This window comes from Celeribacter neptunius, assembly GCF_900113955.1.
GTDB classification, from domain to species: Bacteria; Pseudomonadota; Alphaproteobacteria; order Rhodobacterales; family Rhodobacteraceae; genus Celeribacter; species Celeribacter neptunius.
In genome coordinates this window covers 14,571-37,593 of record NZ_FORH01000008.1, presented here as the reverse complement: position 1 = coordinate 37,593, position 23,023 = coordinate 14,571, and the positions used below count along the sequence as shown (strand labels likewise).

Below are 23,023 nucleotides of genomic sequence, written 5' to 3'. Positions count from 1 at the left end.
CTCGATACGCCGTTTGCCCGCAAAAAGAAGCGGGAGCCCGAAGGCTCCCGCGATACCTGTATAGCCTGATATACACACTGCCCGATGAAGCCCCGAATTACTTGATGGCGTAGACCAGCGAGACGCCGAAAGTGTTGTCGGTCTTTTTATACCCGGCGAGGGGATCGCTATGATACTCGGTCAGCAAGGATGTGCGCAGAGCCAGCGGGCCGGACACCGAGACATTGAAGCCGAGCTCGTTGGTCACCGCGGTATCCGCGTCGGAGGTGATGATGTCGGTGTCATTGGTCAGGAACATGCCATTGCCCAGATCGTAGTAGAGTTTGGAGGCAAAGCTGCCCGCAACCTCATCGAGATCGTCGACATTGGCGCCCTCGGCCACTTCCGCGTAGCGCCAGCCCGGCCCGCCCTGAAGCGACCAGGTCACATCCTGGGTATTGACCACACGGTAGCCCAGACCGACGCCGACAAAGGTGTCTGTCTCGTAGGAGCTGAATTCATCATACGTGGTACGGATTTTGCCGTAGCCGTAGAAATCCCGGTTGAACATGCGGGTGTAGTCATAGGCCGCCGCCAGGGAGTTGGCCGTCGAGTCACCGTCATCTTCGCTATAGGTATAGCTCAGAGCGACATCGTGGCCGTTCACACCGTCCCCGTAGCCGAAGCGCGCCCCGACGCCGAGATCGGCCGTGTCGGAATTGCCGCTCGTGCCGTTGGCCGTCGCCGACACAGAACCATACCAGCCGCGCCGGCCGGAGCCATTGCCAAAATCGCGGGATGCGCGCGCATCTGCAAATTCGTCTTTGATATTTTCTTCGAGATCCGTGACGGCATCGTCCACAGAATCGACATTGTTAAAGACCGTGTTTTGCTGCGCCAGGGCAGGCCCCGAAAGCGCGGAGGCCAAGAGGACAGCGAAAGGGAGGGAGGTTTTTTGAAGACCCATTATGGGCTCCTTTCCGTAACTATTACTCAATCACGAGGTTGTCCGAAACAACCGCCGCAAGGCATGAACCTAGAGAAAGAGTTGCGGCAGATTATAGGGTGAGGTTTGAGGATATTTTCTCCCCCCGGAGGGCCAGAATAGGCAAAAACATGCCTAAATTCAGGCACATGAGAGACCTCGTCGGCGGAATTCAGCCATCTCACAGCGAGGTTGAAACCGGACGTCGCGTCACCCTGATCAAGGCCCCCCCGGCACGTAGGCCCGCTTCGCCTCTGGTCGGTTACACCGGCTTCGCCACAGTCTTGATTTATACCGGCTTCGCCACAGTTTTGATTTATACCGGCTTCGCCTCGGGCACCGGTCTCAAGCCCTCGAGCACACCGCCCTTGCGCCGCACCGCTTCAGGGCTGCCTGATCCTGTCTGGGCATAGACCTGTTTCGAGGCTTCGACGATCAGCACCCCGCCCGCCGGACCGCTCGAGATCTGTCGCCCGATCCTTTCCCACACCGGCCCCCAGCGCAGCCAGAAACGTTTGTGCGAGGGTGGTTGGAACAATACGGCGGTGTGGCGCTCCGGCACGAACCGCGCGCGACGGAGCTGGGTCTCGAGCTGCCCCAGCGAATAGGGCCGGCCATAGCCAAACGGCGTGCTGTCCGAACGCGACCAGAGGCCGGCCCGGTTGGGCACGACGAACATCGCCCGCCCGCCGGGTCCCAGAACACGCCAGCATTCTTCCAGAAGCGCATCTGGGCTGTCGCTGACCTCGAGCCCGTGCATCACCAGAAGCTTGTCCACGAAACCGGTCTGCAGGGGCCAGCGCGTCTCCGGCACCAGCGCCGAGACATTGGGCAGGCCCGCGGGCCAATGCATCACGCCCTGCTGATCCGGCATCATGCTGATCACCCGACGCGCATCGGCCAGAAACGGTCGCAAAAGCGGCACGGCAAAGCCGAAACCGGCGACACTCTGACGCGCGGCATCGGGCCAAAGCTGCACGACCTGATCGCGGATTGCCCGCTGAGCCGCACGGCCGAGGCCCGTCCGGTAGTAGAAATTTCTCAGCTCTACGACATCGAGATGCATTGCAATCCGTGGCTCTTGGCCCAATTCATAGGACAAACATAGTCATAAGCGCAGGGAGAACACCATGCTTGAGATCGTCACCATTGCCGCACTTTCCGACAATTACGACTTTCTTGTGCATGATCCTGCAAGCGGGCGCACCGCGCTGATCGATGCCGCAGATCCCGCGCCCGTTCTCGATGCGCTTTCCGAACGCGGCTGGAGCCTCGACGAGATCTGGCTCACCCATCACCATTGGGACCATATCGACGGCGCAGCCGGGATCATCGAGGCCACCGGCGCAAAACTCACCGGCGCCAGGGCCGACCAGCACCGGCTGCCGCCGCTCGCCCGTGTGGTCGAACCGGGCCAGAGTTTTGAGTTTGCCGGCCATGAGGTGCGGGTGATGGCGGCCGACGGCCACACCGTCGGTCACATCGCCTATTATATCGAGAGCGCCAAAGCCCTGTTCACCGCCGACAGTCTGATGGCTCTGGGCTGTGGCCGCCTGTTCGAAGGCACACCGGAACAGATGTGGCAGACGCTCTCGGGCTTTGCCGCCCTGCCTGAGGACACGGTCGTGTATTCAGGCCATGAATACACCGCTACCAATGCACGCTTCGCCCTCACCATCGAGCCGGAGAATACCGCGCTTGTGACCCGCGCCAAGGCGATCGAGGCGGCACGCGCCGAAGGCACGCCCACCGTGCCCTCGGCCCTGTCTCTGGAGCTGGCCACCAACCCGTTCTTGCGGGCAGGTCTCGCCCCGGTGAAAGCCGCCCTCGGCATGGAAAACGCCCCCGATGCGGCGGTGTTCGCCGAGATCCGCGCCCGCAAGGATCGCTTCTGAGAGACCGGAAAGACTCGGGTTTGAAACACTTCTGCCCTTGTTTTCCTGTCAAGTCTGCATAGATATTTTTCAACGAATGAGGGAATGCATCCGCAGAATCCGCCCAAAACTTGACGCCTCACAAAAATTTACGCGCGTTAACCAACTTTTTCCTTGAAGCGCGCGCATTTCAATCGAACTTTAAGAGTATGAGGCCACGGTTGAGGTTGCGGGGCCATCGCAATGCCCCCCTCCAGACCCCGAATGCGAAGGAGCACAGAAGACGTGCCGTCATTTTCGAACACCCTTGAGCAAGCCATCCACGCAGCCTTGGCGCTGGCCAATGCCCGTCGCCATGAACTCGCGACCCTGGAACACCTGTTGCTGGCCCTGATCGACGAGCCCGACGCGGCCCGCGTGATGCAGGCCTGCAATGTCGAGCTTGAGGAGCTGCGAAAAACCCTTCTGGATTATATCGAGGACGATCTTTCGACCTTGGTCACCGATGTCGAAGGCTCCGAGGCGGTGCCCACCGCCTCCTTCCAGCGCGTGATCCAGCGCGCCGCGATCCATGTGCAGTCCTCTGGCCGCACCGAGGTCACCGGCGCCAATGTGCTTGTCGCGATCTTTGCCGAGCGCGAGAGCAACGCCGCCTATTTCCTGCAGGAACAGGACATGACCCGCTATGATGCGGTGAATTTCATCGCCCATGGCGTGGCGAAAGATCCGGCCTTTGGCGAACAGCGTCCGATCACCGGCTCCGACGAGCCGGCGGAAGAGGCGCAGGCGCAACAGGCCCAGCCCGCCGGCGAGGACAAGGAATCGGCGCTGGCGAAATACTGTGTCGATCTGAACAAGAAAGCCATGAAAGGCGATGTCGATCCGCTGATCGGGCGCGCCCACGAGGTGGAGCGCTGTATCCAGGTGCTCTGCCGCCGCCGCAAGAACAACCCGCTTCTGGTGGGCGACCCGGGCGTCGGCAAGACCGCGATTGCCGAAGGTCTGGCCAAGAAGATCGTCGACGGCGAAACCCCCGAGGTGCTGTCGAAATCCACGATCTTCTCGCTCGACATGGGCGCGCTTCTGGCGGGCACCCGCTACCGTGGCGATTTCGAGGAACGCCTGAAAGCCGTGGTCAAGGAACTCGAGGATCACCCGGATGCGGTGCTGTTCATCGACGAGATCCACACGGTGATCGGCGCCGGCGCCACCTCCGGCGGCGCGATGGATGCCTCGAACCTGCTGAAACCCGCCCTGCAAGGCGGCAAGCTGCGCTGCATGGGGTCGACCACCTACAAGGAATTCCGCCAGCATTTCGAGAAAGATCGCGCCCTGTCGCGTCGGTTCCAGAAAATCGACGTCAACGAGCCGTCGGTCGATGATGCGGTGAAAATCCTTCAGGGTCTCAAACCCTATTTCGAGGAACACCACGACATCCGCTACACCCATGATGCGATCAAGACCGCGGTGGAGCTCTCCGCCCGCTACATCCATGACCGCAAACTGCCCGACAAGGCGATCGATGTGATCGACGAGGCCGGCGCGGCCCAGCATCTCGTGGCCGAGAGCAAACGTCGCAAGACCATCTCACCGAAAGAGATCGAAGCGGTGGTGGCCAAGATTGCCCGCATCCCGCCGAAGAATGTCTCGAAAGACGATGCCGAGGTTCTCAAGGATCTCGAGGCGACGCTCAAACGCGTGGTCTTCGGCCAGAACAAGGCGATCGAGACCCTCAGCTCCGCGATCAAACTGGCGCGTGCCGGATTGCGCGAACCGGAAAAACCCATCGGCAACTATCTCTTCGCCGGTCCCACGGGCGTCGGCAAGACCGAGGTTGCCAAACAGCTCGCCGATACGCTGGGCGTGGAACTCTTGCGCTTCGACATGTCCGAATACATGGAGAAACACGCGGTCTCGCGCCTGATCGGTGCGCCTCCGGGCTATGTCGGCTTTGATCAGGGCGGTCTTTTGACCGATGGCGTCGATCAGCATCCGCATTGCGTGCTGCTCCTGGACGAAATCGAGAAAGCCCACCCGGATGTCTACAACATCCTGTTGCAGGTGATGGACAACGGCAAGCTCACCGATCACAACGGCCGCACCGTGGATTTCCGCAACGTGATCCTGATCATGACCTCGAACGCCGGGGCTTCCGAGCAGGCGAAAGAGGCGATCGGTTTCGGTCGCGACCGTCGCGAGGGCGAAGACACCGCCGCGATCGAACGCACCTTCACGCCGGAGTTCCGCAACCGTCTCGACGCCGTGGTCTCCTTTGCGCCGCTGCCGAAAGAGGTCATCCTGCAAGTGGTCGAGAAATTCGTGCTGCAGCTTGAGGCCCAACTGATGGACCGCAATGTGCATATCGAACTCACCCGCCCGGCCGCCGAATGGCTCGCCGAGAAAGGTTACGACGACAAGATGGGGGCGCGTCCGCTGGGCCGCGTCATTCAGGAGCACATCAAGAAGCCGCTGGCCGAGGAGTTGCTGTTTGGCAAGCTCGCGAAAGGCGGCGTGGTCAAGGTCGGCGTCAAGGATGGCGAGATCGAGCTTCGGATCGAAGAGCCCGGCGCGCCGCGCATCGGCCGCTCGAAAAAGCCGCCATTGCTGACCGCCGAGTGATCTCGATAGAGGTGATCTCGACAAGGGCATGAGGATCGAGGCCCCGTCAGAAATGGCGGGGCCTTTTCTATAAGTCCGTGCGGGCCGCTATGAGCCCAGGCCAGACATTCGAACGTCGTGCAACGCGAGCCACGACAAGCCTGCCCGTGGGATGGCGCCGTGACGACTGTGCGGCGCTCTTTATGGTGCAAAATACATCCATGATCAGAGGTTTGCGTGCCGATGAAATGCGCCAGCCCGCCGGGACGGGCAGGCGCAGGCGCGGCGGCTTCGCCTTATCCCGCGCCCAGATCTCCGTCCCGCAAAGCAGGCATTCGCAACACAGCCCCACGCTTTTCCCCCGGCCCAACCGGTTGTGATCTCTCGCCTGTTGACGGCGCGCCGCGCATCGGCAAGCTTGTCGCCATGATCCGCACGTTTTTCTCCCTCGCCCTTCTCACCATCGCCACGCCAGCTCTGGCCAAGGACCCGATCCTCAGCCCGCCGATTGACTGCACCCTGGGCGAAACCTGCTATATCCAGAATTACGTCGATGCGGACCCGGGCCCGGGGGCCGCGGATTTCACCTGTGGCACGCTCTCCTATGACGGGCACAAGGGCACGGATTTCGCCCTGCCCGCCGTGATCGACATGTGGCAAGGTGTCGATGTCCTGCCCGCCGCCCCCGGCACGGTGATTGCCACCCGCGACGGCATGGAGGATGTCCCGCAAGGCACCGAGGGTGCACCGGACATCACCGGTCGCGAATGCGGCAATGGCGTGGTGATCGACCATGGCGACAATTGGACCACGCAATATTGCCACATGATGAACGGCACGATCGCCGTCGAAAAAGGCCAGAAAGTCTCGAAAACCACGGTGTTGGGTCAGGTCGGCCTGTCCGGCATGACGCAATTCCCGCATGTCCATCTGGCGGTGCGCCATGACGGCAAGGTCGTTGACCCGTTCAACCCCGGCGGGCTGATTTCCTGTGGCATCGAGGCGATCATGGGCGGCACGCTCTGGGATCGCGACATGGTCTATCATGCCGGCGGGCTGCTCTCGGTCGGCATCGACACCCAGGTTCCCGATTATCAAAGCGTCAAGGCCGGCACCGCCGGCGCCAAGCGCCTCACCACCGAGAGCCCGGCGCTCGTGGTCTTCGGCTTTGCCTATGGCGCGCTCTCCGGGGACATCCTGCGCATGTCGATCTTCGGCCCCGAAGGCGAAGTGATCGGTCGCGACGTGACCATCGACAAGGAACAGGCCCAGCTCTACCGCGCCATCGGTCGGAAAAATCCGGGCAGCTGGCCCGCCGGCGGCTACAGCGCCACCGTGCAGCTCATCCGCAAGGATCAGGAAATCGACCGCCGCGAGGAACGGTTCCAGATCAGCAATTGATCCTGCGTCTGGTTATTTCTCTGTCAGCTTGAATTCGATCCGGCGGTTCATCGCCAAGGTCTCCGGATTGTCGCCGATCGCCACCGGACGATATTCACCGAACCCCGCCGCCAGAAGCCGCGAGGGATCGAAGCCGAGATCATTGACCATGTAGCGCACGACGGAGAGCGCCCGGGCCTGCGACAATTCCCAGTTGTCGCGATATTCCCCGGTGCCCGAAAGCGGCGTCTTGTCGGTGTGGCCGTCGACCCGGATCACCCAATCGATGGTGGGCGGGATCTCGGAGGCCACGTCGGACAGGATGCGCGCCACGCCCGCGATCTGGCGTTTGCCTTCGGGGCCCAGTTCTGCAGATGCCGGTTCGAACAGCACTTCAGAGCTGAACACGAACCGGTCACCGACGATGCGCACGCCCTCGCGGTCTCCAAGGATCTCGCGCATCCGCCCGAAGAACTCGGAGCGGTAGTTTTGCAGCGATTTCGCCTCTTCCTCGAGCCTGATCCGCTCCGCCTCTTCCAAAGCCGCGCGCGCTTTCTCCTCGGCCGCGACCTGGGCCAGAGCAGCGTTCAGCCGCTGGGTCAGGCTGTCAATCTGCACCTTGCTCTCGGTATCCGCCGCCAAGCGCACATCGAGCGTCGATTGCAGCGAGGAAAGCTGTTCGCGCATCTGGGCGATCTGGGCGTTCAAAAGTGCCAGCTTGCGCTCGCCCTCGGCCGACTTCGCCTCTTCTTCCGCTAGAGATTGCTGCGCCACGGCCAGAAGCGCGGCTTGTTTTTCGCGATCCGTGACCTGTCGGTCGAGCTGGCCCTGCAACTGATCGCGGGCCGTGCGCGCCGCCGCCAGAAGCGTCAGCGTTTCCTCGGCATCCTTGCGGGCTTCCTCGAGCGCCAGCGTCATCGCCGTGAGTTCTTCGGTAGACCCGGCAAGCCGCTCCTGCAGCGCCTGCAAGGCCGCCGCATCGGCGAGACGGTCCTGTTCCGCCTGCGAGAGATCCGCCTGCGCCGCCTCGAGCGCCACTTGCCTCTCATTCGCCTCGGATTTCAACTGTGCCACCAGCGCATCCAGCGCCTCGCGCCGGGCGGCGGCCAGCCGGGCTTCTTGTGTGGCGGTGTCGATCTCGTCGCGGGCTTTCGCCAGGGCGAGCTGCGCCGCTTCCTGTTCCGAAATCAGCTGGGCCTTGGCGGCTTCCAGATCCTCGATCTGGGCGGCGAGCTGCGTGCCGTCGCTCAGGGCCGCGTCGCGTTCGGCGATCAGGCTTGCCACCTGTTGTTCGAACGAGGCGATGCGCCCGGTGAGCGCAGCGTTTTGCGCCTCGAGCCCCTGGATCGTTTCGGCCTGAGCCTCGGCCCGCGCGCGGCTCCGGGTCAGAGTGGCTTGCAGCTCGCCCAACTGGGTCTCCAGGCCGGAACTCTTCTGCTGCTCGAGCCCCAGCGCATTGGCCAATGCGGTCAGCTCGGTGGTGAGCGCGTCGAGCTCGTGTTCCTGTCCGGTGATCTGATCGCGCAGCATCGATTGCACCACCATGAAAATCGTCAACACGAACATCAGCACCAAGAGAAGCGCCGTCATCGCATCGACGAACCCCGGCCAGATCGAGCCGGACATGCGGGCGGAAGATCGGCGCAGCACGGCCATGGATCACCTGCCCTGATCGCCGAGATCGCGGAGTGTCCGGGTCAGACCGGCAATCTCGGCGCGCAATTCCGCGAGGCTCTCCTGACGCCCGGCGGAGAGCTCTTCGAGAATGCGCAAAAGCTGCACATCAATGGAGCGCAGGCGCATCCGGCTTTCGGCGTCGATGCCCTCGCCGCCGCCGCCGGACTCGCGATTGTCCAGCACAGTCACCAGACGCTCCTGCCCCTCGGCGACACGGGTCATGACATGGGCCAGCTCTCTTTCGCCCGAGAGTTCCACGACCATCCGGTCGACCGAGATCGCCAGCTGTTCCAGCCGCGCTTCGGTCGTGGCGCGCCCGGCATCGGCGCGGGCAAAGAGGCCTTGCAGTTCGTCCATCTGACGCCCCATGTGATCGAGAACCGCCACGGCGCCGGACATATCGCCGCCCTCGCCATCGCCCGCCACCCCGAGACGCGTGATGGTGGACAGCCATTCTTCGAGCTCACGGAAAAACCGGTTCTGACCATGCGAGGCGAACAGCTCGAGCATGCCGACGACGAGCGAGCCGGCGAGGCCCAGAAGCGAGGAGGCAAAGGCCGTGCCCATGCCGCCCAACTGGCTCTCGAGCCCGCTCATCAGCTGCGTCAGCACATCACTGGCCCCTTCGCCAGCCGAAGGTGAGAGCGAGCGGATCGTCTGCACCAGCGCCGGTACGGTCGTGGCCAGCCCGTAGAACGTGCCCAGAAGGCCAAGGAAAATCAGCAGATTGGCAATATAGCGCGTGATGTCGCGCGCCTCGTCGATGCGGGTGGCGACCGAGTCGAGGATCGAACGCGCCGAGGTCGAGGAAATCTGGGTCCGGGCATTGCGGTCGCGCAGAAGTGCCGCCAGCGGCGCCAGAAGACGCGGCGCCTTCTTGCCCGGAACGCGCGGTCGTTGCCCGGTAAAGCGTTCGATCCAGTTGACCGAGGCGACCAGCTGTACCACCTGAAAGAAACAGGACAGGATGCCGATCACGAAGACGATGGCGATGAAGCCATTGAGATAGAGATTGGCGAAGAACACCGGTCCGACCCGCGGCAGCGCGATGTTGAAGCCAAAGGCCACAAGCCCGAGCACGATCACCATCAAAGTGATCTGACGCACCGGCTGGGAAAAGAATTTCAGCTCGCCCTCGCGATCGGGTTGGTCCATCGACCCTGTCCTGACCTGTCGTTGATTTCTTGGCTCACGATAGGGGCAAGACCCCCCGTCTGCCAACACGCGATTTCGTGTGTTGCCGGATAATCCGGTGGGATCGCCGCGAAATCAGCGGTGCAGCTGAATATGGTGGCGCACCAGCTCCGACAGCTCGGTCAGTTCGGGATCTTCCATGCCCAGCTCAGAGAGATGCATGGCGGTCGAAAACAGATAGTCGCAATTCGGCCCGCGCCCGCCACAGGCCCCGGCGATCACCTCGGCCTGGCGTTCGAGGCTCAGGGCGCCGGTATATTGGTCGTGATCGGGATCGACGACATAGGCCAGCGCGCGTTGCCTGCGCCCGTCATCGACATGGAGGATGACCTCGCGTTCGAGATAGGCCGAAGACACCAGCTCGCGTTCGCGCAGATCGGCCAGCGCCTGTTCGGCAACCTCCGGTCCGATGTGAAATCCGAGCCCCTGGCATTGCCCGGCGGCGTCTTCGTCCAGCGCCAGCACCAGCCCCGGCACCTCCGGCGTGCCGCGATGATGGATCGACCACATGCAGAAAGACCGACTGTACCCCATCAGCCGGGCGGGATGACGTTCGAGGAACTCGAAGCCGGGGTTCCACATCAGAGAGCCATAGCCAAAGACCCAAAACCCGTCCCGGATCAACTCGTGATCGCTTGTCATCGCCCTGCCCTCTTTGTCGGCTTTCTTCTTGAGATCGTCCCCGTTAAACACGGGCCGAGCGGGAATGAAAAGACCACCCCGCGCTGACAGTCGAGACATGAGGACCCGTTGATGCGCAAATTGCTTTGGCTCGTGCTGGCCGCCGTGCTGATCTATACCGCCTATTGGATGATCGGGGCGAAGAGCACGGAAACGGCGATCTCCGCCTGGATCGACGCCCGCGCCAGCGAGGGCTGGCAGGCCGAGGCGGAAGAGATCAAGACGCGCGGTTTCCCGACCCGGTTCGACACCGAAATCCTCGCCCCGAAACTCGCCGATCCGCGCACCGGTGTGGCGCTCTCGACCCCGCGCATCGACATTCTGAGCCAGAGCCACCGCCCGACGCGCTTCACCCTGCGCATGGCGCCCGAGGTCACATTGGCCTCGCCGTATCAGCGGCTCGACATCACCCAGGAGCTGGCCGAGGCGCAGCTTTTCGTCGCGCCCGGCCCGAGCCTGACGCTCGACCATGCTGCCGCGACCCTCACCGCGCTGACCCTGCAATCCACCGCGACCTGGGGCTTTACGCTGCAATCCGGCACGGTGACGACCGAGCGCCGCGACGACGCCCCGCTCACCCATGACATTTCTGCCTCGATCGAGGGCTTTGCGCCCACCGGCGGCCTCATCGAAGAGCTCGACCCCAAGGGTCTCCTGTCGGATCGGTTCGAGACCCTGACCCTCGCGATGAGCGCGACGTTCGACGGTCCCTGGGACATTCACGCGCTCGAAGGCCCGCGGCCGCAACCGACCCATATCGAGCTCGAGGAACTGGCCGCGAAATGGGGCAAGCTCGATCTGAAACTTGCGGGCACGTTTGACATCGACAGACGCGGCTATCCGCAGGGCACGCTGGCGGTGAAGGCGAAAAACTGGCGCGAGATGGTCGAGCTGGCGATTTCCACCGGGGCGATCCCCGAAAACATGAGCAATCTGGCCCTGCGCGGCGGCGAGATGCTCGCAGGCCTGTCGGGGCGCAAGGATTCGATCGACGCGGAGCTGACCTTGAAGGACGGGATGATCTCGCTCGGCTTCATCCCGCTGGGACCGGCGCCACGGATCGTGATCCGCTAGGGGCACCTCATACGAACTGTGGCCGCTGGTAGAGATGCCCCTTGGGGACATGGGTCACGAGGGCGAACGCCGGACCGTGGGCTGGCGCATCCGACATTTGAACGAAACGCTTTATCCCATTCAGATCCGGAAAAGATCAGATCGCACGCGCGGGGGCGGCAATGCGCCAGACCGACGGGACGGTCCGGCGCACGCCCGAACAACTACGTTGCTGTTCCGGGCGGTTGCGCAAAGTTCGAACGTCTCCTTGGTTCCTCAGATTTGACCTGCATAATTCAGGTCGCAGCCAATCTCAGCGGCAATAGCTGCCCGAGCGATACCGCGCCGTGTCGAAATGGAAATGATCCTTGTGAAAGCGGTCGCTTTCGGGGCCGAGCACCGTGCCGAAAGGTCCGCAGGCCGAGCTGTGCAACCTGCGCAGGAGCTTGCCCTGCACCGGATCATTCCACCCCGATTGCACCGAAAGCACCATTCCGTTCCGAAGCCGGAGCGCGGCGATATCGACGGCGTGCCCCTTGCCATGTTCGGAGATTTTCGCCCCGGGCTGATTGTTGCGCGGACGACAGGCATAGCTGGCTGCGACCTGCAGTTCGGCAAGCCCGCCGCCCAGACGGCCGATCACGGGCTTGGCGTCTTTCTCGACCCAATTGCGGAGCGTCTTGGCGGTGGTGCAATCCACCACCGCAGGGCGCGAAAGCCGCACCCCCGCCAGCTCTGTCACCTGCACCGGCTCTGTCACGCCACAGCCCGCGATCTGGCCCGGAATGCGCCCGAGCTTCTGACCGCGAATGTCACGGACGCCGCAGAGCGCAGCCGCGCGTGCACTGGCATTGACCGGGGCGACCGCCGGCTGGCTATATGCCGGGCCGGAGGTCTGGCGCGACAGCCCTGCCGGACGCGGGACCGGTACGGGCGAAGCAAACCCACGCCTGCTCTGAACTGGCGCCTGCGCAACCACGGCAACGCCGCGCGATCCAGGACGGAGGACCGGAGAATGACTCGAGACAGCTTTCGGCGCGGTCTTGAACTCTGCCGTGGGCAAAGGAGAACCAGAACCGGGACGCGCCACTGGAATGATCGAATACTCCAGCGCGGCGGCAGCGCCTGCGCAGAGCACGAGGCTCAGGGCAAGGGATATGAGCCCCCCGGCCCTCATGCGCCTTTCTTGTTGCCGCGACCGAAATCCGGGGCGTCGGTATCCTGACCCGCTTCGATGATGCCGCGGCGGATCGCCCGTGTGCGGGTGAAATAGTCGTGCAGATGATCGCCGTCACCGGTGCGAATGGCGCGCTGAAGCGCGAACAGTTCTTCGGTGAAACGTCCGAGGATCTCCAGCGCCGCATCCTTGTTCGTCAGGAACACGTCGCGCCACATGGTCGGGTCCGAGGCGGCGATGCGGGTGAAATCCCGGAACCCCGCGGCGGAGAATTTGATCACCTCCTGATCGGTCACCCGACGCAGGTCGTCGGCGACGCCCACCATGGTATAGGCGATCAGGTGCGGCACATGGGACACCACCGCACAGACCGTATCGTGATGCTCCGGGTCCATACGTTCGGTATTGGCGCCCAAAGCGGCCCAGAAGCTTTCGAGCCTCTTGACCGCGCGCTCGTCGGCCCCTTCGGGGGGAACGACAAGGCACCAACGGTTGTCGAACAGCTCGGCAAAGCCCGAGCGTGGCCCGGAATGTTCGGTGCCGGCCATCGGGTGGGTGCCGACGAACTCGACCCCCTCGGGGATATGCGGCATCACCGCCTCGAGAACCGAGGCTTTGACGGAGCCGACATCGGTGACCACCGCGCCCGGTTTGAGCGTCGCTTCGATCTCCTGCATCACCGGCCCCATGGCGCCCACAGGCACGGCAAGCACCACGAGATCGGCGCCCTCGACCGCCTCGACCGCCGTATCACAGACCCGATCCACGAGGTTGATCTCGCGCGCCGTGTCGCGGGTGGCCTGCGAACGGGCATAGCCGGTGATCTCGCCCGCCACACCGGCGCGGCGCATCGCCAGAGACATCGAGCCGGCGATGAGGCCAAGCCCGATCAGCGCGACACGGTTGTAGATCACCTCAGCCACCGCTCTGATCCTCGCTGGCCGCGTCCGTCAAACCCTGTTCGCCCTTGACCTTCTGATCCTTGAATTGCCCGATCACATGGGCGACCCGGCGGCAGGAGGCCTCATCGCCGACGGTGATGCGCAGGCAATTCGGAAGACCATAACCCGCCACCCGGCGCACGATGATGCCGTTCGACTTCAGGAAGTCGTCACAGGCCTCGGCCTCGGCCTGGTCCTGAAACCGCGCCAGAATGAAATTGGCACAGGAGGTGTCCGAGGGCACGCCCAGCTCCATCAGCGCCTCGGCGAGCCAGGCCCGCAGACGGGTGTTGTCGTCGCGGCATTTCTCGACCCAATCACGATCCTTCACCGCCGCCTCGGCAGCGGCGATCTGCATCTCGGAGAGATTGAACGGCCCGCGCACGCGGTTCAGCACATCGATGATGTCCTTGGGCCCGTAGCCCCAGCCGATGCGCACACCGCCGAGACCGTAGATCTTCGAGAAGGTCCGGGTCATCACCACATTGTCGCGCGTTTCCACCAGCGCCGCGCCACCGTCGAAGCCTTCGACAAACTCGGCATAGGCGCCGTCGAGCACCAGAATGCACTGCGGCGGGATGGCATTGGCAAGCCGCGCGATGTCGCGCTGACCGATCATCGTGCCCGTGGGATTGGCCGGGTTGGCGATAAAGATCAGCTTGGTGCGCTCGGTGCAGGCGGCGAGAATGGCATCGACATCGACCACGCGTTCGCGTTCCGGCACACAGACCGGCTGGGCACCGGCGGCCCGGGCCGAGATCTTGTACATGGAAAACCCGTGTTCGGTATAGATCACCTCATCGCCGACGCCGGCATAGGCCTGGCACAGGAAGGTGATGATCTCATCCGAGCCGACGCCGCAGATGATGCTCTCCGCATCCAGCCCGTGCACATCGGCGATGGCCTTGCGCAGGGAGGCATGATCCGTGTTCGGATAGCGATGCAGATTATGCGCCGCCTTGGCAAAGGCTGCCTTCGCGCTTTCCGGCGCCCCGAACGGGTTCTCGTTCGAAGACAGCTTGATCACATTTTCGACGCCCTGCACATGGCTGGCACCGCCCTGATAGAGCGCGATGTCAAGAATGCCGGGTTGCGGTTCGATCAAACGGGTCATAGGTCCACTCGCTTAGAATTTCCCGCTTCTCATAGCGTCCGGCGCAAGACATTGCCAGCAAGATGAACAGCCAAAACGCGGCTGTTGCCCGCACGCGTCGGTTTGCACAAATGCACGGAGCGCGCGCGCGCCGACGCCCGGACCGCGCCTCAGGCCAGGGCGCCCTCCGCCGGTTTCCATTTGAACCCGACACGCAGGATGCCGTGATCATTGGTGCCGCTGGCTTTGTGATCCTCGAGATTGAGGTGATCATTGTCGACGGTCATCTCGTCGAAGGCCCAGAGCCGCTTTTTCGAATGATCGTAGAATTCCTGCGAAAACAGGATGTGATCGAGGCTCTCGCGCTCTTTCTTGAACACATGGGTGTAATAGACATCCCGGGTCGAGCGATATTCCTGCAAGGTCTGCGCGGTATAGAGCGCATTGTCGCCGCCGCCCTCGGAGAGCCCGGTGAGATATTGCGGCTGCTCAGAGAGAATATTGAGCGTATTCGACAATTTTCCGTCGTTCATATCGCCGATCACCACCACCGGCGTGTTCGTCCCCTTGGTGATATTGGTGATCAGCATCCTGAGCGCCGTCGCCTCTGCCGTGCGGCGGATGGTCGAGACCGCATAGCCCAGGGCGTTGAGATGCGGCTTGTGGACGTCGCGCTCATACCAGTCCTCGCGCCAGAGCTCGGTCGGGCGCCGCGATTTGAAATGGCAGACGAAGACATGGATCAGCGGCGTGTCCGGATGCGGCCGCACCGTGAAATGCAGCACGGGCCGCGAAAACGTCGTGAGCGCCACGGCAATCCGGTCCTGTTGCGGATCGTCGCCGCCAGAGGCCAGCATCATTTCCTCCGGAAAATCGGTGATCCACTCCGGCTCGCCCTCCAGAATCCCGTTGCGCACCAGACCGGCGCAGGTGATCCGTGTCCCCGGGTGGCCCGGCGGCACCAGCGCGGTATGGCTGTCTTCCATACCCGCGACCGACATCGCCTCTTCGAGCGCGGCGCCGGCCCAAAGCTCCTGAAACCCCACGACATCCGCCTGAATCCGGTAAAGCACGGCGCCGGTGTAGAACACCTTGGCCTCATATTCGGCCTCGGACCAACGGGAGCCGGAATACATCGGCTGACCCGCCAGCTGCAGGTTGTAGAGATTGAACGATCCGAAAGAAATATCCCGCTGAGCCATGACCCGACCCTCCCTGACACTGATACCAACCGGTTCAGTATAGCGCGAAACGGGATTCGGTTCAGGTGGGGGAAACCGGCAGGCGGGAAAGTTTGGGCATGCGCCCTTTGGCGACATTGGGAGCTTTGCGCACCCGCCCGGAAGGGCAACCAGGAGCCCCGGCCTGCGCCCCAAAGCAAAAGGCCGCCCCGAGAGGACGGCCTTTCGAATGTCTTGTCGATTTCGGCTCAGAAAAGCGCGTGGCTTAGTTCTGAGCGTAGAATTCGATGACGAGGTTCGGTTCCATCTGCACAGCGTAGGGCACATCGGAGAGGCCCGGCTTGCGCACGAAGGTCGCGGTCATTTTGGAATGGTCGGCGTCAACGTAATCCGGAACGTCACGCTCGGCGAGACCGACGGCCTCGAGCACGACGGCGAGTTGTTTGGATTTGTCGCGGACCTCGATCACGTCACCCTCTTTCACACGGTAGGAGGGGATGTTGACGCGCTGGCCGTTCACGAGCACATGGCCGTGGTTGACGAACTGACGGGCCGCAAACACGGTCGGCACGAATTTGGCGCGATAGACGACGGCGTCGAGACGGGATTCCAGCAGACCGATGAGGTTTTCACCGGTGTCGCCTTTGAGACGCTCGGCGTCGGCGAAGATGCGGCGGAATTGTTTCTCGGTCAGATCGCCGTAGTAGCCTTTCAGCTTCTGCTTGGCGCGGAGCTGCAGACCGAAGTCGGAGAGCTTGCCCTTGCGGCGCTGACCGTGCTGGCCCGGGCCATATTCACGACGGTTGACCGGAGATTTCGGACGACCCCAGATGTTTTCACCCATGCGGCGGTCGATTTTGTACTTGGCAGACGTGCGTTTGGTCACGATCTGGATCCTTTCAGTAGGAATGAAAGGTGCTGTCCTTTCCCGCCGGGTGACATCCCTTTGGGCGACAGGTCATCCTCTTGCGAGGGCCACCAACACCAAATATGGTCGCGGCGCGCAAGGCTCCCTGCACACCGGATGGCGGGCTTATACAACCGAAGCGCCGGGAGTCAAGCGCGGCAGGCGGGAAATCGGAAGAATCTCGGTACGACCAGCTTTGGAAACCTCGAATGGCCGGTTTGAGCCCATGTCGGACATTGGGAGCAGAGGGCGTGCGCCGGACTGTGGGCAGGCGCGGCAACGCTTGAACGTTGCGCTTTATATTTGCCAAATCCGGAAAAGATCAGAACGGTGCGTGCGGCCCCAAATGCGCCTGACCGGTCGTGCTGAAAGCACGCCTCTGGCGTGACACGGTCCAGCGCACGCCCGGGCAACTGCGTTGCTGTTCCGGGCGGTTGCATATGGTTCAAACCTCCACTCCGTCCCGCAAAGCAACCACGCCCCTCACGCCACATTATGCATGAGGATCGCCGCCTCCGCGGTGGAGAGCGTGCGCCGCGCCGCCGGACCGTAATTCTCCGGCGTCTCCCCCAGATGCGGGAAACGCTCGTAGAGCTCCGCCTTCTGGGCTTCGGGCACCTGGCCGAGATCGGCGAAGGCCGGGTGGAAACTTTCGGTCTCCATGCCATTGGCAAAGATCACCTGATGGCAGTCGAACAGCAGGTGGATATACTCCAGTTGGCGCATATGCCGCTCTTTGACGATCGAAGTGTCATTGACCAGATCCTTGGCCGCCACCAGCACCTCATCGGCATTGAACAGATCCCGCGCCGCCTGCCCGCCGATCAACATGCGATGCTGCGGCGAGACGATGAGATCTTCGTCCGGGACACCCGCGCCCAGCGCATTGGCACGAAAGCGGATCGGGCGCAGCTCCGGCATGGCATAGAGCCGGGCACCGGAGACGTGACGCCGTCCGATCCAGCGCAGCTTCTGCACACCGTTGTCCTTGGTCTGGACCGCATCGCCCTCGGACAGCTCTTCGACGAGGCCCGGCCCGTCAGGGGTCAGGATTCTGGTGCCGGGGGTGAAACAGATCACCCCGCCGGGGGTCACCTCGCTGTCTTTCGGGGCGGCGGCAATATGTGAGGAAACGATCCAGAGATCGGTGTCCGGCGGCGGCACCTCTCCGAGGAACATCAAAAGCGGCGTGCCCAGCTCCGGTCGGTCGATCAGGGTAATCTCATAGAGATTGATGCCGTCGGTGACATCGAAACCACCGTCGAACAGCCGCGTCCGCACCCGGCGGTCGCGATAGACCGGCCCGTCCGAGAGCGCCGCACCGATCAACCGGCGCACCGATTGTGCCGCGCGCTGATGCAATTCGGCGCGACCGATTGCCTTGTCCAAAACGTAGACATCACGCGCACCGTCGACGCAAACGGCCTCACCGGTCCAGCGCCATGTGGCGCCGAGCGTGAGAGCCGAAAGCGGCGCAGGGGACATACCGTCGAGTTCCCCTTGCGTCCACGCGATGACAAACGTGCCTGAAGAGCCCGTTCTCATTGCCTATATGCCTGCCATATATTTTTTTATTATCTGCAGGCTAGCACAGGCGATTCGCTCTGTTAACGGTTTTTTCATTTCGAAAAGCAATTCGAAAAAGAGCATGGCAGCGAAGTCACGCCGATCCCGCGCGCAGATTTTCGCCGAGCGCCGAAAAACCTCGCTTTCCCGCATGTTTACAAAGTTACTTCGGGCTTTGAGCGGCCAATTCCCGCGCTATTGGCTGACCGCGGCGACTTTCGCGCCCAGCGCCTCGATCGCCGGCACCGGATCGAGGCAGACCATCAGCCCGCGCTTGCCACCGTTGATCACCACAGGAGCGGGCACTTCGGTCACCGTCGCGTCAAACACGATCGGCACGCGTTTCTTCTGGCCGAACGGGCTGATCCCGCCGGTGTGAAACCCGGTCAGACGCTCGGCTTTTGAAGGGTCCATCATCTGTGCCGATTTGCCCTTGAGCGCGGCGGCGAGCTTTTTCATCGACAGGCTGCGGTTCGACGCGAGCACGGCACAGGCAGGTTTGCCGTCCAGCTCGACCATCAGCGTCTTGAACACGCGCCCCGCCTCCCAGCCGATTGCCTCGGCCGCGTTGAGCCCGATCGGCCCCTCACCACCGGCGCCATAGTCATATTCGAGCCGCTCGAAAGACAGCCCTGCGCGTTCGAGAAACCGTGTTGCCGGGGTTGCAGTGCTCATGTTGTCTTTCCTTTCGCCTCGAACGCCGGATCAGCCAGGGTCGCTTGCCAATTATATAAGCAATTCCCGGGATTTCCGCCCATATTCCTGTCTTTTGACCCTTTGGCAATCAGCCATGACAGAAACGCATAGCGGGGCTGTCGGGAGAGCATTTGCTTTCACAAACCGCCCACACTACATGCGGCGAAGATCCATATGCGCTCAGATATTGAGCAAAATGAAAACTCTTTCCTTCAAGGACCGACTGACATGATGACCCTGACCAAACCGATGTCCTCGACTGTTTCGTCGAGCTCCAAAGGCCTCACCACTTCTTTCTTCTCCGGCTTTTCCGCCTACCGCAACGCGATGAAGACCCGCAAGGCGCTCGAGGCTCTTTCCGATCACGAGCTGAACGACATCGGCCTGACCCGCGGCGATATCGCCCGCGTGGCCGAAGGCGGCTTCCGTCGCGGCTGAGACGCTCGCCGTTGAACTGCTGAAAGACAAAACACGCGCCCCCGGCCCCCGGAGGCGCGTTTTCCTTGTCCCCCCAAGTGTGCCCTAGCCTTTTTCGGCCTCGGCCACATTGGCCTTGACCGAAAGATAGCTGTCCGGCGTCACCGAGATCGTGTCGATTCCGGCCTCGACCAGAAGCCGGGCGAAATCGGGATCATTGCTCGGCGCCTGACCGCAGAGCCCGACTTTGCGGCCCGCGGCATGGGCTTTCTCGATCACCGTTTCGATCATCCAGAGCACCGCCGGATCGCGTTCACGGAACAAGGACGCCAGCGCCTCGGAATCGCGGTCGATGCCGAGGGTGAGCTGGGTCAGGTCGTTGGAGCCGATGGAGAACCCATCGAAACGTTCGGCGAAATGTTCCGCCTCGATCACATTCGAGGGGATTTCGCACATGACATAGACCTGCAGCCCGTCCTTGCCGCGCTCCAAGCCGTTCTCCGCCATGACCTCGAGCACCTTGTCGGCCTCTCCGACGGTGCGGCAGAACGGGATCATCACGATGACATTGTCGAACCCCATCTCTTCGCGCAGCTTGTGAATGGCCTGGCATTCCAGCGCGAACCCGTCCTTGTAATCGTCCGAATAATAGCGCGACGCGCCCCGGAACCCGATCATCGGGTTGCCCTCCTTGGGCTCGAACTGCGCCCCGCCCAAGAGATCGGCATATTCATTGGTCTTGAAGTCGCTCATCCGGATGATCACCGGGTTCGGGTAGAGCACGGCGGCGATGCGCGAGAGCCCCATGGCGAGCTTGTCGACAAAATAGTCGGAGCGGCTGCCGTAGCCTTTGGTCAGGGCATCGATCGCCGCCTTGTCGTCCTTGGAGCTGAGCTGATCATAGCGGGTGAGCGCCAGCGGGTGCACCTTCACCTCATTGTTGATGACGAATTCCATCCGGGCGAGCCCGACCCCATCGGCGGGCAGACGCCACCAGCGCATCGCGGCCGACGGGTTGGCGAGGTTGAGCATCACCTTGGTCCGGGTCTCCGGCACATGATCGAGATGGATGTCTTCCACCGTAACCTCGGCCGCGCCGTCATAGATCACGCCCTCTTCGCCCTCGGCGCAGGAGACGGTGACCATCTGATGATCGTGCAGCACATGGGTGGCATCGCCGGTGCCGACGATGGCCGGCACGCCCAGCTCACGACTGATGATCGCGGCATGCGATGTCCGCCCGCCGTGGTCGGTGACAATGGCCGAGGCGCGTTTCATGATCGGCACCCAGTCCGGGTCGGTGGTCGAGGTGACCAGAACGGCGCCATCGACAAACCGGTCGATATGTTCGGCGCTCTCGATGATACAGACCTCACCGGTGGCCACCGCGCCGCCAACGCTCAGCCCGGTCACCAGTTTTGCGCCATGACTGCCGAGATGATAAGATTTCATCTGGCCGGCAGCGGCATGCGATTGCACAGTCTCGGGGCGGGCCTGCACGATGTAGAGCTTGCCGTCGATGCCGTCGCGCGCCCATTCCATATCCATCGGACAGCCGTAATGCGCCTCGATGGTGGTCGCCATGCGCGCGAGCTCGAGGATTTCCGCATCGCTCAGCACCCAGCGTTCGCGCTCGGCCAGCGAGGTCGGCACATTGCGCGTCGCCATATCCCCGTCGCGGCCATACACCATCTTGATCGTCTTGGCGCCCAGTGCCTTGTGAATGATCGGCGTGGTCTCTGGCCGGTCGAGGAAAGGCTTGTAGACCTGATATTCATCCGGGCTGACCGCGCCTTGCACGACGTTTTCGCCCAAGCCCCAGGCGGCGGTGATCAGCGCCACCTTGTCAAACCCGCTTTCGGTGTCGAGCGAGAACATCACGCCGGAGCCGCTGATGTCGGAGCGCACCATTTGCTGCACACCGATCGAGAGCGCCACTTCGAGATGATCGAAGCCCTTGAGATTGCGATAGGTAATCGCCCGGTCGGTAAACAGCGAGGCATAGCAGCGCCGGCAGGCGGTGAGCAGCGCCTCTTCCCCGACAACGTTCAAAAACGTCTCCTGTTGCCCGGCGAAACTGGCGTCCGGCAGGTCTTCGGCCGTGGCCGAAGAGCGCACGGCAACCGACGGGTTCTCGCGCCCGATCCGACGCCCCAATTCGCGATAGGCCTCGCGAATATCCGTTTCGATCTTCTCGGGCCAGACGCCCGAGCGAATGGTGTCGCGGATCGCCTTGCCCGCCTCGGCCAATGTCGCCCGCCCGTCGGCGAGCTTGCCGAGCTCGTGTTTCAGCACATCGCCGAAACCGTTCTCGGCGAGGAAGTCGCGATAGGCGTCCGAGGTGGTGGCAAAGCCCGGCGGCACGCGAATGCCCGCCTCGCCCAGCGTCTGCAACATCTCGCCCAAAGAGGAATTTTTCCCGCCGACCTTGGCCACATCGCCGCGTCTTAAGGTCTCGAGCCAGATCAGGGACTGGCCTCCCATCGCCACACTCTGTGTCATCACATCTCTTCTTTTCGGCTGCGTTCCATGGGGCGGAGTGTACAAAATCAGCACCTTCTTCCCATTGACGCCGATCAAACCTGATCCAAAACGATCCGAAAACCCCGATCTCCTGTGCCAAAACAGACCAAAATAGCGATATCACAGGTCCCCCCGTTCCAGAGCCCAGCCAGCCTTGGCCAATCAGCCAGGCCAGTCATTCAAGGCCAGTGCCGACGCCACCCGGTCGGAGGAGCCGCCCAAAGCCCCTGTCCGAGCATATGCTCTGCGGGCTTTGGACGGCCCCTCGGGCCAGATCAGATCAGCTCAGCTCAGCGCACCGCTCTGCTTGGCGATATGGGTGGCAATGGCGTCCATCAGCGGCGGCGACAGCGCGTCATAGGGCTCGAGCCCCAGCTCGTGCAACCGGCCACGAATGCCCTCCATGCGCTCCGGCGCAACACCGGATTCGATCACCGAAGAAACGAAAGCCGCGAATTCGGCGGGCGACCAGCCCTCGGCATCCGACAATTCGGTATGGATGAAATCCAGCCCGTAGAACGGGTGATCCTTGTTCTCGATCCGGCCATACATATGCACACCGCAGTCTTTGCAGGCATGGCGCTGGATCGCGGCGCTGGCATCGATGATGTCGAGCTTGTCCTCATTCTCGGCCACCCGCAGCTTGTCCCGACCGACAACCGCCACCTGGCTGAAAATCGCGCCATTGGGCTTCCAGCATTTGGTACAGCCACAAACGTGGTTATGCGCGGTCTGCGCATCCACCACCACGACCACCGGATCGCTGCTGCAATGGCAGCTCAGCGTGCCACCGGCGAAACCCGCCTTGCCGGGTTTCACACCATTGTCGACCTGCGGGTGGATTTTCACGTCCCCGTATTGCGAAGTGCTCATCTGTTGTTCTCCTCCTCCAAAAATCTTGCTGAGAAATCCCATCTGTCTGTTTCCCTCCCTTGTCCGGCCTTGTCGGGCCTTGCCGGGCCGCGCTTTCTGCGATGCCCTCGCGAAAGGGTGCGCCCTGAGAAGCCACATGACAATTTAGCCGATGGTATCGGCTGAGCGGTGGGCCGCCCGGGCGGAAATTCGCGAAAAACGACAGGGAGACACCGCAACGAGAGAAGG

At 62.6% G+C, this 23,023-nt stretch carries 19 protein-coding genes; 5 read left to right on the top strand and 14 right to left on the bottom strand.

All coding sequences use genetic code 11. The features are described from left to right. Positions 1 to 97 precede the first annotated feature (97 nt). Both BM151_RS17445 and BM151_RS17440 read right to left on the bottom strand, forming a co-directional pair. Positions 98 to 946, bottom strand: coding sequence for a DUF481 domain-containing protein (locus BM151_RS17445; protein ID WP_090062041.1), 849 nt, complete (start codon positions 944 to 946; stop codon positions 98 to 100). Positions 947 to 1,280: 334 nt separating this feature from the next. Then, positions 1,281 to 2,030, bottom strand: a complete 750-nt coding sequence (locus BM151_RS17440) for a methyltransferase domain-containing protein (RefSeq protein WP_090062040.1) — start codon at positions 2,028 to 2,030, stop codon at positions 1,281 to 1,283. A 64-nt stretch (positions 2,031 to 2,094) separates the two neighbouring features. On the opposite strand from BM151_RS17440, the gene gloB reads away from it, so the two are divergent. The 3 genes from gloB to BM151_RS17425 all read left to right on the top strand — a co-directional run bounded on the left by gloB (position 2,095) and on the right by BM151_RS17425 (position 6,837). Then, complete coding sequence (gloB, locus tag BM151_RS17435; RefSeq protein ID WP_090062039.1) at positions 2,095 to 2,859, top strand: hydroxyacylglutathione hydrolase; 765 nt, start codon at positions 2,095 to 2,097, stop codon at positions 2,857 to 2,859. Positions 2,860 to 3,123: 264 nt separating this feature from the next. Then, positions 3,124 to 5,457 (top strand): ATP-dependent Clp protease ATP-binding subunit ClpA, encoded by a 2,334-nt coding sequence (gene clpA, locus BM151_RS17430; protein WP_090062038.1) that lies wholly within the window; start codon positions 3,124 to 3,126, stop codon positions 5,455 to 5,457. A 405-nt stretch (positions 5,458 to 5,862) separates the two neighbouring features. After that, positions 5,863 to 6,837, top strand: coding sequence for a M23 family metallopeptidase (locus BM151_RS17425; protein WP_090062037.1), 975 nt, complete (start codon positions 5,863 to 5,865; stop codon positions 6,835 to 6,837). Positions 6,838 to 6,849: 12 nt separating this feature from the next. Here the strand turns inward: BM151_RS17425 and BM151_RS17420 are convergent, their stop codons facing one another. From BM151_RS17420 to BM151_RS17410, 3 genes are all read right to left on the bottom strand, one after another. Then, positions 6,850 to 8,472: a peptidoglycan -binding protein gene (locus BM151_RS17420; RefSeq protein WP_090062036.1), complete on the bottom strand. Its 1,623-nt coding sequence runs from the start codon at positions 8,470 to 8,472 to the stop codon at positions 6,850 to 6,852. 3 nt (positions 8,473 to 8,475) lie between these two features. Beyond that, positions 8,476 to 9,648 (bottom strand): biopolymer transporter ExbB, encoded by a 1,173-nt coding sequence (locus tag BM151_RS17415; protein WP_090062035.1) that lies wholly within the window; start codon positions 9,646 to 9,648, stop codon positions 8,476 to 8,478. Positions 9,649 to 9,762: 114 nt separating this feature from the next. Continuing rightward, positions 9,763 to 10,329 carry a gamma-glutamylcyclotransferase gene (locus BM151_RS17410; protein ID WP_090062034.1) on the bottom strand — a complete coding sequence of 189 codons (567 nt, stop codon included), beginning with the start codon at positions 10,327 to 10,329 and terminating at the stop codon, positions 9,763 to 9,765. A gap of 111 nt (positions 10,330 to 10,440) precedes the next feature. Between BM151_RS17410 and BM151_RS17405 the strand changes: the two genes are divergently transcribed. Further along, positions 10,441 to 11,442 (top strand): DUF2125 domain-containing protein, encoded by a 1,002-nt coding sequence (locus tag BM151_RS17405; RefSeq protein WP_090062033.1) that lies wholly within the window; start codon positions 10,441 to 10,443, stop codon positions 11,440 to 11,442. Between the two features lie 292 nt (positions 11,443 to 11,734). Here the strand turns inward: BM151_RS17405 and BM151_RS17400 are convergent, their stop codons facing one another. The 7 genes from BM151_RS17400 to BM151_RS17370 form a co-directional block, all read right to left on the bottom strand. After that, a complete protein-coding gene (locus BM151_RS17400; RefSeq protein ID WP_245781249.1) occupies positions 11,735 to 12,400 on the bottom strand; it encodes an extensin-like domain-containing protein in 666 nt (221 codons plus the stop codon). A gap of 194 nt (positions 12,401 to 12,594) precedes the next feature. Continuing rightward, positions 12,595 to 13,521, bottom strand: coding sequence for a prephenate/arogenate dehydrogenase family protein (locus BM151_RS17395; RefSeq protein WP_090062031.1), 927 nt, complete (start codon positions 13,519 to 13,521; stop codon positions 12,595 to 12,597). Next, complete coding sequence (gene hisC, locus BM151_RS17390; protein WP_090062030.1) at positions 13,514 to 14,653, bottom strand: histidinol-phosphate transaminase; 1,140 nt, start codon at positions 14,651 to 14,653, stop codon at positions 13,514 to 13,516. Before hisC ends, BM151_RS17395 begins: the two co-directional genes overlap by 8 nt. 149 nt (positions 14,654 to 14,802) lie before the next feature. After that, complete coding sequence (locus BM151_RS17385; protein ID WP_090062029.1) at positions 14,803 to 15,834, bottom strand: endonuclease/exonuclease/phosphatase family protein; 1,032 nt, start codon at positions 15,832 to 15,834, stop codon at positions 14,803 to 14,805. Between the two features lie 244 nt (positions 15,835 to 16,078). Continuing rightward, positions 16,079 to 16,699 carry a 30S ribosomal protein S4 gene (gene rpsD, locus BM151_RS17380; RefSeq protein ID WP_090062028.1) on the bottom strand — a complete coding sequence of 207 codons (621 nt, stop codon included), beginning with the start codon at positions 16,697 to 16,699 and terminating at the stop codon, positions 16,079 to 16,081. Between the two features lie 504 nt (positions 16,700 to 17,203). Then, positions 17,204 to 18,205 carry a Hint domain-containing protein gene (locus BM151_RS17375; RefSeq protein ID WP_342714590.1) on the bottom strand — a complete coding sequence of 334 codons (1,002 nt, stop codon included), beginning with the start codon at positions 18,203 to 18,205 and terminating at the stop codon, positions 17,204 to 17,206. 276 nt (positions 18,206 to 18,481) lie between these two features. Beyond that, positions 18,482 to 18,961: an aminoacyl-tRNA deacylase gene (locus BM151_RS17370; protein ID WP_090062026.1), complete on the bottom strand. Its 480-nt coding sequence runs from the start codon at positions 18,959 to 18,961 to the stop codon at positions 18,482 to 18,484. A 249-nt stretch (positions 18,962 to 19,210) separates the two neighbouring features. Here BM151_RS17370 and BM151_RS17365 point away from each other — a divergent pair, with 249 nt between their 5' ends. Continuing rightward, positions 19,211 to 19,420 carry a DUF1127 domain-containing protein gene (locus tag BM151_RS17365; protein ID WP_143093123.1) on the top strand — a complete coding sequence of 70 codons (210 nt, stop codon included), beginning with the start codon at positions 19,211 to 19,213 and terminating at the stop codon, positions 19,418 to 19,420. An 84-nt stretch (positions 19,421 to 19,504) separates the two neighbouring features. Here the strand turns inward: BM151_RS17365 and ppsA are convergent, their stop codons facing one another. Together ppsA and gfa are read right to left on the bottom strand one after the other, a co-directional pair. Beyond that, positions 19,505 to 21,901 (bottom strand): phosphoenolpyruvate synthase, encoded by a 2,397-nt coding sequence (ppsA, locus tag BM151_RS17360; RefSeq protein ID WP_090062024.1) that lies wholly within the window; start codon positions 21,899 to 21,901, stop codon positions 19,505 to 19,507. 306 nt (positions 21,902 to 22,207) lie between these two features. Continuing rightward, positions 22,208 to 22,795 carry an S-(hydroxymethyl)glutathione synthase gene (gene gfa, locus BM151_RS17355; RefSeq protein ID WP_245781248.1) on the bottom strand — a complete coding sequence of 196 codons (588 nt, stop codon included), beginning with the start codon at positions 22,793 to 22,795 and terminating at the stop codon, positions 22,208 to 22,210. Positions 22,796 to 23,023: the final 228 nt, after the last annotated feature.

What these genes read in the sequence shown, in the direction of transcription:
- BM151_RS17370 (WP_090062026.1), bottom strand. Translation starts at nt 18,961, where the DNA reads ATGAGCACTGCAACCCCGGCAACACGGTTTCTCGAACGCGCAGGGCTG.
- BM151_RS17415 (WP_090062035.1), bottom strand. Translation starts at nt 9,648, where the DNA reads ATGGACCAACCCGATCGCGAGGGCGAGCTGAAATTCTTTTCCCAGCCG.
- BM151_RS17410 (WP_090062034.1), bottom strand. Translation starts at nt 10,329, where the DNA reads ATGACAAGCGATCACGAGTTGATCCGGGACGGGTTTTGGGTCTTTGGC.
- gloB (WP_090062039.1), top strand. Translation starts at nt 2,095, where the DNA reads ATGCTTGAGATCGTCACCATTGCCGCACTTTCCGACAATTACGACTTT.
- BM151_RS17365 (WP_143093123.1), top strand. Translation starts at nt 19,211, where the DNA reads ATGATGACCCTGACCAAACCGATGTCCTCGACTGTTTCGTCGAGCTCC.
- BM151_RS17440 (WP_090062040.1), bottom strand. Translation starts at nt 2,030, where the DNA reads ATGCATCTCGATGTCGTAGAGCTGAGAAATTTCTACTACCGGACGGGC.
- BM151_RS17425 (WP_090062037.1), top strand. Translation starts at nt 5,863, where the DNA reads ATGATCCGCACGTTTTTCTCCCTCGCCCTTCTCACCATCGCCACGCCA.
- BM151_RS17375 (WP_342714590.1), bottom strand. Translation starts at nt 18,205, where the DNA reads ATGTCCCCTGCGCCGCTTTCGGCTCTCACGCTCGGCGCCACATGGCGC.
- hisC (WP_090062030.1), bottom strand. Translation starts at nt 14,653, where the DNA reads ATGACCCGTTTGATCGAACCGCAACCCGGCATTCTTGACATCGCGCTC.
- ppsA (WP_090062024.1), bottom strand. Translation starts at nt 21,901, where the DNA reads ATGACACAGAGTGTGGCGATGGGAGGCCAGTCCCTGATCTGGCTCGAG.
- gfa (WP_245781248.1), bottom strand. Translation starts at nt 22,795, where the DNA reads ATGAGCACTTCGCAATACGGGGACGTGAAAATCCACCCGCAGGTCGAC.
- BM151_RS17405 (WP_090062033.1), top strand. Translation starts at nt 10,441, where the DNA reads ATGCGCAAATTGCTTTGGCTCGTGCTGGCCGCCGTGCTGATCTATACC.
- BM151_RS17420 (WP_090062036.1), bottom strand. Translation starts at nt 8,472, where the DNA reads ATGGCCGTGCTGCGCCGATCTTCCGCCCGCATGTCCGGCTCGATCTGG.
- BM151_RS17445 (WP_090062041.1), bottom strand. Translation starts at nt 946, where the DNA reads ATGGGTCTTCAAAAAACCTCCCTCCCTTTCGCTGTCCTCTTGGCCTCC.
- BM151_RS17385 (WP_090062029.1), bottom strand. Translation starts at nt 15,834, where the DNA reads ATGGCTCAGCGGGATATTTCTTTCGGATCGTTCAATCTCTACAACCTG.